Genomic DNA, 12,209 nt, shown 5'->3' with positions numbered 1-12,209 from the left:
GGGCCACGATCTGTGGAGAACTCCCCCGATCGCGAACCTTGACGGTTCCTAGGAGTTATTGCGGTTGTAGTCGCCGCCGTAAGGGTTCTCGTTCGACCCTCCGTACGGGTTGTCGGAGACGCCGTTCGTGCCTGTCTGACCCGGCGTGCCTGCCTGCTGACCGTACTGGTTCGGCTGGCCCGACTGGCCGGGCTGCTGACTATAAGGGTTCTGCTGCTGGCCACCCTGCGTGGGCTGCTGGCCGTACTGGTTCGGCTGGGCGGCCTGCTGGCCGTACTGATTCGGCTGCTGGCTGTAACCGGGCTGCTGACCATACCCCTGCTGCGGGGGCTGTGCCGGGTACGACCCCGGCTGCTGCGCGTAGCCACCGGGCTGCTGGTAGCCCACAGTCGAGTAGGGCTGAACGCCCCGGTTCGCGCCGGCTGCCGAGGGGCCCGCAACCTTGCCATCGGGCAGGCCGCGCCACTTCGAGCTGTCAAATGCCACGATGGCGAGCCAGACGATAGGCAGGAAGATCCAGAGGACGACCCAGGCGCCCTCCTTGTTGAAGCCGATGCCGATGCGGTAGATCGAAATCGCGAGGAACACAACGGCGGCGATGGCGGCAAGCTGCCCGAGGAAGGGAATCCAGCTGACGAGGAAAGCCAGGGAAATCCAGCCAGGATTGCCACCGGCCTCGAGGAGCACCCACTGACTGTAGATGGGCACCCAAGCCTTCCAACCCTCGATGTTCATCTTCTCAAATACCTTCATGAGGAAGAAGGCGGTAATGGCGTAGCTGAGCAAGCCGATGACGAGACCGATGATGATCGTCCCCACGCCAAACGAGGCGGCATAGTGGTAGTCGTACATTGATTCGCTCCTAATGTGCGAGATGAGAGATACGTCAAGACCTTAACGCGGCAACCTCGCGCGAAGCGCACCAATGCGCAAAGTCACAACTCGGGTACGACGTCCGCTCCATCAACGGACGACGTCGAGGGTTCCGACGGCGCGTCGTTCCCAGCTCGCGAACGAACTGAGTGCATCCATCACCTCGGCGAGCGAGGTCGGCTCGGCCTCGCCAGCGAAGCGCTCGGCCATGGCCCGGATGAGCAGGCCCTTGTTCTGCTTGTTGAAGTGATTGAGCGAGCGAGTCGAGCCGTCGTCAAGACGTTCCTTCACGTCACCCCAAGCACGGTCGGCCCCGTGGTCGAGCGGCCCCAAACCGACGTACCCCTTCGAGCGGAGGTCGAGGATGGGCCCCCGATGCGCCCGCAGCGCGGTGGCGATGTGCGTGCGCCAGCGCTGCTTGAGGGGTGCCCCGGGCAGTCTGGAGTCGTGGGACAGCCGGTAGGCCGCGATCGGGTCGCCTGCCATGATCAGTCCATACAACGCGGAATGGATGGCGACGTGGCGCTCGACCCAGGCCCGGCCCTCGGTCGACAGTGTCTCGGCGGCGATGGCGTCGTAGAGCACGCCCGTGTACCGCTCGATCGCGGGTTTGCGCGGCGCATCGTCGAGGGCGCGATTGCGCTCGAGCTCAGTCTCAGCGAGCTTCGGCGAGATCTTGAGCGCCGAGCGCGCGGCGTCGGGTGAGCCATGGGCAAGCTGCAACAGGCTTTCGCGCACGTTCGCACGCACCGGCTCGAGCTCGGGCCAGTGGAGTTTCTTGCTGAGACGGCGATTGCCGCCGTCCGATTTGGTTTCGGACGGCGGCAATAGCACGAGGAATGACGAGGTCACTCGGTAATGGAGGCCTCACCGGCGACGACGGTCACCACGTTGTTCGCCACCGAAAGGAAGCCATCCGCCGCGTGCGCGTGGATCTGCTTGCCCTCGGCGGTGGTCACGCGCACCTTGCCATCGGCAAGGATCGCGAGCACCGGGGTGTGGTCGGCACGAATGCCGATCTCACCTTCGACGGTGCGGGCGATGACCTGGCTCGCCTGGCCTTCCCACACGGTGGCCGTCGCCGAAACGACGGTCACGTGCAGCTGGTTTGCGGAGTTGACCATGCGCTAGTTCATTTCCTTCTGCATCTGGGCCCACTTCTCTTCCACGTCCGAGATCGCGCCGACGTTGAAGAACGCCTGCTCAGCAACGTGGTCGAAGTCGCCGCGAACGATCGCGTCGAAGCCCTCCACCGAGTCCTTGATGCTCACGGTCGAACCCTCGACACCGGTGAAGCGAATCGCGGTGTAGGTGTTCTGCGAGAGGAACTGCTGGATGCGGCGTGCGCGCGACACGGTGATCTTGTCTTCTTCAGAGAGCTCGTCAACACCGAGAATCGCGATGATCTCCTGGAGTTCCTTGTTCTTCTGCAAAATCTGCTTCACCGCGGTCGCGACACGGTAGTGGTCGTCACCGACGTACTGCGGGTCGAGGATGCGGCTGGTCGAGGCCAGCGGGTCGACGGCCGGGTAGAGACCACGCGAGGCAATTGCACGCGAGAGCTCCGTGGTGGCGTCGAGGTGCGCAAACGTCGTCGCGGGGGCCGGGTCGGTGTAGTCGTCAGCAGGCACGTAGATGGCCTGGAGCGACGTAATCGAGTGACCGCGCGTCGAGGTGATGCGCTCCTGCAGCAGACCCATCTCGTCTGCCAGGTTCGGCTGGTAGCCCACGGCCGAAGGCATGCGACCCAGCAGGGTCGACACCTCCGAACCAGCCTGCGTGAAGCGGAAGATGTTGTCGATGAACAGGAGGACGTCCTGGTTCTGCACATCGCGGAAGTACTCGGCCATGGTGAGGCCGGTGAGCGCGATGCGCAGACGGGTCCCCGGCGGCTCGTCCATCTGGCCGAACACAAGGGCGGTCTTGTCCAGCACGCCCATGTCTTCCATCTCGTAGATGAGGTCGTTACCCTCACGGGTACGCTCACCGACGCCAGCGAACACTGACACACCACCGTGGTCCTGTGCAACACGCGTGATCATCTCCTGGATGAGCACCGTCTTGCCAACGCCGGCACCACCGAAGAGGCCGATCTTTCCACCCTGCACGTAGGGGGTGAGGAGGTCGATGACCTTGATACCGGTCTCGAAGATCTCGGTCTTCGACTCGAGCTGGTCGAATGCCGGCGGCTCGCGGTGGATCGGCCAGCGCTCGGTGATCTCGTACGGCTCGTTGATCATCGAGCCGTTGAGCACGTCACCGGTCACGTTGAAGACCTTGCCCTTGGTCACGTCGCCAACGGGGACCGTGATTGGCCCGCCGGTGTCCATGACCTCCTGGCCACGGACGAGACCGTCGGTCGGCTTCATCGCAATGGCGCGGACGAGGTCATCGCCGAGGTGCTGGGCAACCTCGAGCGTCAGCTCGAAGCTCTCCTCGCCCATGGTGACCTGCGTCTTCAGGGCGTTGTAAATGCCGGGCATCGCGTCGTGCGGGAACTCGATGTCGACCACCGGGCCCGTAATTCGAGCGATGCGACCGACGCCCGCGGCCGCAGGGGCCGAGGACTGTTCGAACGTCGCGTTCGTCGTCATGTGAGGTGTCCTTTTCTTCGTGTTCAGCGCGGGTTAAGAAGCGAGCGCGTCCGCGCCGCTCACGATTTCGCTAATCTGCTGCGTAATTTCAGCCTGGCGGGCGTTGTTGGCAAGCCGGCTGTAGTCACGCACCAATTCTTGGGCGTTGTCGGATGCTGCCTTCATTGCCCGCTGGCGTGCGGCCTGCTCGCTTGCCGCGGAGTGCAGCATGGCGTTGAACAGGCGTGCCTCGATGTAGACCGGCAGCAGCGCGTCAAGCACGGAGGCCGGGTCGGGCTCGAAGTCGTAGAGCGGGAAGAGGTCTTCCATGCCGGACTCGCCGGCTTCGCCCTCGACAACCTCGAGCGGCAGCAGGCGAACCGTGGTGGGGTCCTGGGTCACCATGCTGACAAAGCGGTTATAGATGACGTGGATTTCCTGCACGCCACCGGTGGTGTGGTGGTCGGTGAAGCGCTCGACAAGCGCCTTACCGATCTCCTTAGCGGTGCCGAAGACCGGCTTCTCGGTCGTGCCGGTCCACTCCTGCTCGAACGTGCGTCGGCGGAAGGTGAAGTAGCCAACCGCCTTGCGTCCGACAAGGTAGAACACGACTTCCTTGCCCTGCTCGCGCAGCATGGTCGCCAGTTCTTCGGATTCCTTCAACACACCCGACGAGAAGGCGCCGTTGAGGCCGCGGTCGCTCGTAAATACGACGATCGCAGCGCGCTTGACTTCGTCGTGCTCGTTGAGCAGGACGTGATCGATGTCGGCGTAGGTCGCGGCGGCCGAAACCGCCTGCGTCACGGCCCGGGCGTACGGGTTGGACTCTTCCATTCGACGACGAGCCTTGGCGATACGCGAAGTCGCGATCAACTCCATGGCACTCGTGACCTTCTGCATCGTCTGAGCCGACTTAATGCGGGCTCGGTACTCGCGAAGCTGTGCTCCCATGGTTCTCCTCTCGCTCCCGTCGCCGACTACTTGCGCTTACCGCGGACGATCTGCTCCTGGTTCACGTCCTCGGCTTCCGCAGCGTCGAATTCTTCGCGACCGGGCTTGCCGATGCCCCTGCCGTCGGAGCTACGGAAGCTCGCGGTGAAGTCGTCGATGCCCTTGTCCATGGCCGCAATGGTCTCATCCTCAAGCTTGCCCGAGGCGCGCAGACGGTCGAGCACGTCGGTGTTGCGCTTGAGGTAGTCGAGCAGTTCCTGCTCGAAGCGCAGCACGTCCGAGACCTCAACCTTGTCGAGCTTGCCGTTGGTGCCGGCCCAGATCGAAACGACCTGCTCTTCGATCGGGTACGGGCTGTACTGGCCCTGGCGGAGGAGCTCAGTGAGGCGCGCACCGCGGTCGAGCTGACGCTTGGTCGTGTCGTCGAGGTCGGATGCGAACATCGAGAACGCCGCGAGGTCGCGGTACTGCGCAAGGTCGATCTTCAGCGTGCCCGAAACCTTCTTGATGTGCTTGCGCTGGGCCGCACCACCAACTCGAGAAACCGACACACCGACGTCGACCGCCGGGCGCTGGTTCGCGAGGAAGAGGTCGGACTGCAGGAAGATCTGGCCGTCGGTGATCGAGATGACGTTGGTGGGGATGTACGCACCGACGTCGTTCGCCTTGGTCTCGATGATCGGAAGACCGGTCATCGACCCCGCACCGAGCGCATCCGAGAGCTTCGCGCAACGCTCGAGGAGGCGCGAGTGCAGGTAGAAGACGTCACCCGGGTACGCCTCGCGGCCCGGCGGGCGACGCAGCAGCAGCGACACGGCGCGGTAGGCCTCGGCCTGCTTCGACAGGTCGTCAAACACGATGAGCACGTGCTTGCCGCCGTACATCCAGTGCTGGCCGATGGCCGAGCCGGTGTATGCCGAGAGGTACTTGAAGCCGGCCGGGTCGGATGCGGGCGACGCGACGATAGTCGTGTACTCGAGGGCGCCGGCCTCTTCGAGCGCGCCGCGCACCGAAGCAATGGTCGAGCCCTTCTGTCCGATGGCGACGTAGATGCAGCGAACCTGCTTCGAGGGGTCACCGGTCTCCCAGTTCGCCTTCTGGTTGATGATCGCGTCGATCGCAATGGCGGTCTTACCCGTCTGGCGGTCGCCAATGATCAGCTGGCGCTGGCCACGGCCGATCGGGATCATCGCGTCAATCGACTTGATGCCGGTCTCGAGCGGCTCTTCAACCGACTGGCGGGCCATAACGCCGGGAGCCTGTAGCTCGAGGGCTCGACGGCCCTCGATACCGGTGATCTCGCCGAGGCCGTCCATCGGTGCGCCGAGCGGGTCGACAACGCGGCCGAGGTAGCCCTCGCCGACCGGAACCGAGAGGACCTCGCCGGTTCGGGTGACTTCCATGCCCTCGACGATGCCGCCGAACGGGCCGAGCACAATGGCACCGATCTGGTCTTCTTCAAGGTTCTGCGCGAGGCCGAGGGTGCCGTCGGCGAAGCGGAGCAGCTCGTTGGCCATGGTCGAGGGCAGGCCCTCGATGCGGGCAATACCGTCGGCCGCCGAGATGACGGTTCCGACCTCGGTAGCCTCGGCGCCCTGGGGACGGTAGGAGTTCGCAAAGTCGCTGAGCGCGCTGCGGATCTCCTCCGGGTTAATCGTAAGTTCTGACATGTTCTTCCCTTGTCGTTGGGGCGTCGCCCCGCGTTCGATGCGCTGCTAGGCGAGCTGCAGGCGAAGATTCTTCAGGCGTGCTGCGGCGGTGTCGTCGATGACTTCGTCACCGAATTCCACACGCATACCGCCCACTACCGAGGGGTCGATGACCTGGTTGACGGCCACATCGTGGCCGAAGCGTTTCGTGAGCGCGACGCGAAGGCGATCCAGCTGTGCCTCGGGCAGGGCCCGGGCGACCGTAACAATCGCGACCTGCCGACCAGCCTGGTCCGCCACGCTCTCGCGCGCGGTCGCGGCAAGGCGACGGATGCGCTGTGAGCTCGGGAGGGTCAGCAACGATCGCAGAACGTCGAGGGTCTCGGCGCTCAAGCTGCGGGCGAACAGTCGTTCGAGCAGGGTGACCTTGCTCTGACCATCCGCGAGGCGGGAGCCGAATGCGAGTTCGAGTTCACCGTTCGACGAGATGGTCTCGAGGAACTGGTCGAGCTCGGCGCCGATGCGCTCGTGTGCACCGCTTACCTGGGCGACGGCGCGGATGCCGGCGTCCTGGATGGCCTGCACGAGCTGCTGCTCCGACTGCCACTTCTGGCTGACCGCAGCGTCGAGCACGTTGCTCGCGCCGATGCCGATGCGCTCGCCAAACACGCGTCGTGCCAGCGCGCGCTTGGCCGACGCGTCAGCACTACGGTCAACCAGCGCCACGGCCAGCTGCTTGTTCGACGCGAGCGTTTCCGCCACGTCGAACAGCTTGCGCGCCGAGTCAGCGTCCGCAGCGGTGAGCGTGTCGACCTCGCGCTTGACGGCTTCGAGGGCGTGCTTGGTTGCAGTGCGCATCAGCGGTTCGTCTCAGCCTTCTCGTCGAGGTCAGTGAGGAAGCGGTCGACGTACGCTGCGGAGCGCTGGTCGTCCGAGAGGTTCTCTCCAACGACGCGCGAAGCGAGGTCGATCGCGAGGGTGCCGACTTCCTGGCGCAGCGAAACGATGGCCGACTGGCGCTCCGCTTCGATCTGCTCCTTCGCCGACTTCGTCATGCGGTCGAGCTCGTTCTGAGTCTCCTGCTTCTTCTCAGCCTTGATCGATTCGCCTTCGGCGCGTGCCTTTTCGCGAATCTCTGCGGCCTCGGTGCGGGCGTCAGCCAGCAGCTTCTCGTACTCGTCGCGACGAGCGTCAGCCTCAGCCTGAACGGCGGCGGCCTTTTCGATGCCGCCTTCGATCTTGGCGGCCCGCTCCTCGAGCATCTGGTTGAGCTGCGGAAGGACGAACTTCCAGAAGAACAGCAGGAGCACCACGAGCACGACAAGCGACCAGATGATGTCGTAGCTGGCGGGAAGCAGCAGGCTGGGGTCCCAGCCGAACGAGTTCCCGTCACCGACCTGCGCGAGGGCGGGTCCGTAGTTCATGATGCCCATTTGGAAGTGCCTTAGTTACCGAAGATGAACGGGGTTGCGATGCCGATGAAGGCGAGCACCTCGGTGAATGCGATACCGAGGAACATGGTGGTCTGCAGGCGACCGGCCATCTCAGGCTGGCGAGCCATAGCCTCAACGGTCTTGCCGGCGACGATACCGATACCGATACCAGGGCCGATTGCTGCGAGGCCGTAGCCAACGGTCGCAATGTTGCCCGAAATCTCGGCGAGCGTGGTGTTGTCCACAGGGGTTTCCTTCCGGTTGGAAAATCGCGCCAGGGTGGAGCGATCAGTCGGTGTTCAGTTGAGATTCATTGGGGAATCGTTCGCGCGGTGCGCTAGCCGAGTGGCTAGTGCTCCTTGGCGACCGACAGCTGGATGTAGCTCGTGGTGAGCAGAGCGAACACGTACGCCTGCAGCACGGCAACGAGGAGCTCGACGAGCGTCATGAAGAAGCCGCCAAACAGTGTGAGGATGCCCATGGTGCTCCAGACGTTCAGCATGCCGAAGAAGAACGCGGTCGCCGAGAAGCAGAGCACGAGCAGCAAGTGGCCGACCATGAGGTTGAGCATGAGTCGCAGCGCGAGCGAAAGCGGACGCACCACGAAGGTGTTCACGAGCTCGATCGGTGTGAGCAGAATGTAGAGCGGCCACGGCACACCCGACGGGAAGAGCGCGTTCTTGAAGAACGTGCCCGCGCCAGCTTCGCGGATACCCGCGTAGATGAAGGCCACGTACGTGCAAATCGCGAGTACCAGCGGCATGCCCATCAGCGCGTTACCCGAAATGTTGAGCAGCGGGATCACGCCGGTGATGTTCATAAACAGCACACCGAAGAACACCGTGAGGACGTACGGCAGGTACTTTTTGCCGATGCGCTCGCCGAGCATGTCGAACACGACACCGTCGCGGATCATGCCGACGCCCATTTCGACAAGCGACTGCAACTTCGTCGGCACGATCTTCGGCCGGCGGAGGGCGATCCAGAACAGCAGCAGGAGAATTGCGACCGCAATCAGACGAACGAGGATGACCCGGTTGATCTCGAACGGAGTCCCGTCAAACAGAAGCGCCGGAGGAAAGAGCTCCTCATCGATGTTCGGCGCGTGGAATCCTCCGTCACCGGAGGTGAACGAGAATCCCGTCATCAGATTCAAGGCCGAAGCGTACAGAGGGGTCTCCTGTCTCGTTGCACGACTCAAGAATCGCGATCGTGCGGCGGTTGACGGCTATGTCTTCGACGCTGTGCCAGGTGAACGGCCACTGACGTTTTTCGACTTAATTACTGTAGCAACAATTCACAGCCCACACACTCACGCCGGGGCGGTTGACGGAAATAAATCTACGACTTGTCGTCATTTTCACCCGGCAGCGCGACGTCGCTGACATACGGCTGTCGGCTGCGCTGCACCACGATGATGTCGATCGCGAGTTGACCCACCATCGCGGCCATCATCGTCGACCAGAGCATCCAGTCATGGGTGAAGTCGAAGGCCTTCACGATCGCGAGCACACCGAGGAAGGCGATGAATTTGAGGATCCACATGCCGAGAATCACGGCGATGAAGAACATCGGGTCGAACCGCGCGGCGAGGATGATCGACAACACCGTAAGCCCAGTGAACAGGAGCGTCACGCCGGCGGCCACGAGCGCCGACCAGACGCCGGGCCAGTCCGCGACAAAGTAGCCGATCACTCCCCCGATGACAGCGATCGCCAGGGTCAGCAGCAGCGACCACTTCAGCACACGTCGCATTACGGGCACGCTGGTGGGGGTGTTCGTGGAGGAGGTCATGAGTTTCCTTTGTCGTCGCTCGGCAAGGAGCGGGTGGGGATGAGACCGCGGAGGCGCTCTGTCAGCGCGACGGGAGCCGGATCAGCCGCCCGGTCACGATCGGACTGCGTGCCGCCAAGTTCGTCGAGCGGATCGTGGGCGTCGTCGTCGAGTTCGAGCGAGCGCTGTGCCTCGACCTCGAGTCGTTTGCGCAGCGACATCGGCGAAATCGTGAGGATGCTGCACACGATCATGCCGAGCACGAGGAACACGCCAGAAATCCAGATCGGCTGCACGAGGAACGCGAGCAGGGCCGCGACACCCACCACGGTGGCCCAGGCGTAGAAAATCAGCACGGCGCGACGCTGCGTGTGCCCCATGTCGAGGAGTCGATGGTGCAGGTGTTTGCGGTCTGCCGTGAACGGCGACTTGCCGGCGCTAAGCCGGCGCACCACCGCGAGGATGAAATCGACAAGCGGCACCACGAGCACCGCAAATGGCAGCAGTAGCGGGAGGAAGGCGGGCATGAGCGCATCACGGCTGATGAGGCTCGGGTCGATCTCGCCGGTGACGGCGATCGTCGACGCGGCCATGAGCAGGCCAACCAGCAGCGCGCCGCCGTCACCCATGAACATCTTCGACGGGTTCCAGTTCCAGGGCAGAAAGCCGACGCACACGCCGACCACGAGCGCCGACAACAGCGCCGCCAGGGTGAAACGGCTCGACGAGAGCGATTCGGTGAGGAAATAGCTGTAGAGCAGGAACACGCCGCCCGAAATGATCGCGACGCCGGCGACGAGTCCGTCGAGGCCATCGATGAAGTTGACCGCGTTCATGACGAGCACGACCGCGAGCACTGTCGCGAGCACCGACATCCACTGCGACGCCACCGTGACACCACCGATGGGCAGCGAGGTGATCGCGACACCCGAGAACGCGAGGATGAGCCCCGCGACGATCTGTGCCGCGAGCTTGATCATCCAGTCGAGATCGACGATGTCGTCGATCACGCCCACGATCACGATGAGGGTCGCGGCGCCGATCAAGCCCCAGAGTCTCGTCGGGTTCGCAAACACGAGTTGAAACCAGCTGATTTGCGTCGCAATCGCGATCGTCGCGAGGAACGCAAAGTACATCGCGACGCCGCCGAGTCGGGGCTTTGGGGTCGTGTGCACGTCACGTTCGCGCACGGCGGGGTACCAGCGATAGCGCATCGCCACGCGGTACACCAGCCAGGAGGCAAGGAAGGCCAGCACCGCGGCGATCAGGATGACCCTTGCGTAAAAGAGCACCTAGACGAGAGTCCCTCGATCTGGCTCAAGCTGGTCGCCGAGCACCTCCGCGATTTGCGTGCGTTTGAGCGCACCCGCTCGCACGATGCGGGCCGGCAGCGGGTCGCGCGCGGTGAGTCCCGTAGCGTCGACAATCGTCGAGGCGGCTCCGCCGACCTCGCCCGCGTCCAAGAAGATCTGCACATCGTCGCCGAGCTGGGCGACCGCATCCTGCACGTTGCCGGGCGCGGGCTCGCCGTGCTTGTTGGCCGATGAGACGGCCAGCGGCCCGGTCTCTTTGAGCAACTCGAGGGCGAACTCGTTGTTCGGGATGCGCAGGGCGACGGTGCCTTGCGTCTCACCGAGGTCCCACTGGAGGCTCGGCTGCGCCGGCAAGATTACGGTGAGGGGTCCCGGCCAATGCTGCTCGACGAGCGTGCGGATGACCTCGGGAACCTCGCGCGCCAACGCGTCGACCGCGGACGCGCTCGCCACAAGCACCGGCGGGGGCGAGGTGCGGTCGCGTCCCTTCGCCGCGAGCAGCTTTCCAATGGCGGACGCGTCGAAGGCGTTCGCGGCGATGCCGTAGACCGTGTCGGTCGGCATCACGATGACGTCACCGCGAGCGAGCGCGCCGCGGGCCTCACGCATCCCGGCGAGGAGTTGCGGCGGCTGAGCGAGGTCATATACATCTGGCATAACGTCGCCCAGTCTAGTCGGGGCGACGTGCGAACGTATGGCGATCCCGTTCGGCGAGGTCTTGAATCGTGAACGAACCGACGAGACCCGCGTCGCCGAACAGCTGGCGTACCGATCCCCCTTGGTCTTCGGTGTGCTCCACGGCCACGAACCCGCCCGGCACGAGTCGCTCGGAGGCGACCTCCGCAATGCGGCGAATCTCGTCGAGCCCGTCCGAGCCCGAGTAGAGCGCGGCCTCTGGGTCGAACAGTCGCACCTCGGGGTCGCGGGGGATCTCGCGCGCCGGAACATAGGGCGGATTTGAGACGAGGGCCGCGAACTCGCCGTCGATGCGGTCGATCGAGGCGCGCCAGTCGCCGAAGCGGGGCACAACCTCGGGTGCGAGTGCGTTGATGTTTCGACGCAGCCAGGGCCAGGTATATGGAGAGGACTCGAAGGCAAACACTTCGCGCCCTGCCGCCCGGCGTGCCAGCGTGATCGCAATCGCGCCCGATCCCGAGCCGAGGTCGGCGATGTGGCCCGCGGGCGTGGCACCGAGTTCCTCGGTCACGCGTTCGACGAGCACCTCGGTCTCGGGCCGAGGCACGAACACCCCGGGCCCGACGGCGAGGTCCAACTCGAGAAATGGCGCCGCACCCGCGAGATGCTGAAGCGGCTCGCGCCGGGCCCTCCGATCGGCGAGCGACAGGACGCGTTCCGCTTCGCTGACCTCGACCGTCTTACCGAGCAGCCGCGCGAGTTCGATGTCGCCGAGCGAACGCCCAAGGCCCACGGAGGCGAGCAATACCGCATCCCGTGCCGTGAGCTGCGATCGCAGCAGCCGGCGGGTCACCATCGCGAGAAGTTCGTCCATGCGCACGCGTCAACTGTAGGCGGCGTAACAAGGTGACGGATCGTGACGCGCTTCCAGGCGTGGCTCACGGAGTGCTGATTGGATAACTGCCGTACGGTCCGCCGGGTTCGATCCCGGCTCCCACACTCTGAGAG

Annotated in this window: 14 protein-coding genes; all 14 read right to left on the bottom strand. The window is 64.3% G+C overall.

Annotation, left to right across the window (positions count from 1 at the left end; genetic code table 11):
* Positions 1-48: 48 nt before the first annotated feature.
* The 14 genes from ID132_RS14385 to prmC all read right to left on the bottom strand — a co-directional run bounded on the left by ID132_RS14385 (position 49) and on the right by prmC (position 12,075).
* Entirely contained in the window at positions 49-852 is an 804-nt protein-coding gene (locus ID132_RS14385; RefSeq protein WP_125106064.1) for a DUF5684 domain-containing protein, read from the bottom strand.
* A 111-nt stretch (positions 853-963) separates the two neighbouring features.
* Entirely contained in the window at positions 964-1,725 is a 762-nt protein-coding gene (locus ID132_RS07385; protein WP_125106065.1) for a YaaA family protein, read from the bottom strand.
* Positions 1,722-1,997 carry a F0F1 ATP synthase subunit epsilon gene (locus ID132_RS07380; RefSeq protein WP_125106066.1) on the bottom strand — a complete coding sequence of 92 codons (276 nt, stop codon included), beginning with the start codon at positions 1,995-1,997 and terminating at the stop codon, positions 1,722-1,724. The genes ID132_RS07385 and ID132_RS07380 overlap by 4 nt, the downstream gene beginning before the upstream one ends.
* Positions 1,998-2,000: 3 nt before the next feature.
* A complete protein-coding gene (gene atpD / locus ID132_RS07375) occupies positions 2,001-3,467 on the bottom strand; it encodes a F0F1 ATP synthase subunit beta (RefSeq protein ID WP_125106067.1) in 1,467 nt (488 codons plus the stop codon).
* Positions 3,468-3,500: 33 nt separating this feature from the next.
* A complete protein-coding gene (locus ID132_RS07370) occupies positions 3,501-4,397 on the bottom strand; it encodes a F0F1 ATP synthase subunit gamma (RefSeq protein WP_125106068.1) in 897 nt (298 codons plus the stop codon).
* Between the two features lie 26 nt (positions 4,398-4,423).
* Positions 4,424-6,067, bottom strand: coding sequence for a F0F1 ATP synthase subunit alpha (gene atpA, locus ID132_RS07365; RefSeq protein WP_125106069.1), 1,644 nt, complete (start codon positions 6,065-6,067; stop codon positions 4,424-4,426).
* Positions 6,068-6,112: 45 nt separating this feature from the next.
* Positions 6,113-6,904 (bottom strand): F0F1 ATP synthase subunit delta, encoded by a 792-nt coding sequence (locus ID132_RS07360; protein ID WP_125106070.1) that lies wholly within the window; start codon positions 6,902-6,904, stop codon positions 6,113-6,115.
* Positions 6,904-7,479 carry a F0F1 ATP synthase subunit B gene (locus ID132_RS07355; protein WP_193128256.1) on the bottom strand — a complete coding sequence of 192 codons (576 nt, stop codon included), beginning with the start codon at positions 7,477-7,479 and terminating at the stop codon, positions 6,904-6,906. Before ID132_RS07355 ends, ID132_RS07360 begins: the two co-directional genes overlap by 1 nt.
* An 11-nt stretch (positions 7,480-7,490) precedes the next feature.
* Positions 7,491-7,724, bottom strand: a complete 234-nt coding sequence (atpE, locus tag ID132_RS07350; protein WP_125106071.1) for an ATP synthase F0 subunit C — start codon at positions 7,722-7,724, stop codon at positions 7,491-7,493.
* 104 nt (positions 7,725-7,828) lie between these two features.
* On the bottom strand, positions 7,829-8,626 hold the full coding sequence (gene atpB / locus ID132_RS07345) for a F0F1 ATP synthase subunit A (protein ID WP_125107365.1): 798 nt from the start codon (positions 8,624-8,626) through the stop codon (positions 7,829-7,831).
* A gap of 194 nt (positions 8,627-8,820) precedes the next feature.
* A complete protein-coding gene (locus ID132_RS07340; protein WP_125106072.1) occupies positions 8,821-9,273 on the bottom strand; it encodes a hypothetical protein in 453 nt (150 codons plus the stop codon).
* Entirely contained in the window at positions 9,270-10,544 is a 1,275-nt protein-coding gene (locus ID132_RS07335) for an MraY family glycosyltransferase (RefSeq protein ID WP_125106073.1), read from the bottom strand. The genes ID132_RS07340 and ID132_RS07335 overlap by 4 nt, the downstream gene beginning before the upstream one ends.
* A complete protein-coding gene (locus ID132_RS07330) occupies positions 10,545-11,222 on the bottom strand; it encodes an L-threonylcarbamoyladenylate synthase (protein ID WP_193128255.1) in 678 nt (225 codons plus the stop codon).
* A gap of 13 nt (positions 11,223-11,235) precedes the next feature.
* Positions 11,236-12,075 (bottom strand): peptide chain release factor N(5)-glutamine methyltransferase, encoded by an 840-nt coding sequence (gene prmC, locus ID132_RS07325; RefSeq protein ID WP_193128254.1) that lies wholly within the window; start codon positions 12,073-12,075, stop codon positions 11,236-11,238.
* Positions 12,076-12,209 lie beyond the last annotated feature (134 nt).

Origin of the sequence: Gulosibacter sediminis, from assembly GCF_014904065.1 — a bacterium.
GTDB lineage: Bacteria > Actinomycetota > Actinomycetes > Actinomycetales > Microbacteriaceae > Gulosibacter > Gulosibacter sediminis.
This window is presented reverse-complemented; position numbering and strand designations above follow the sequence as displayed.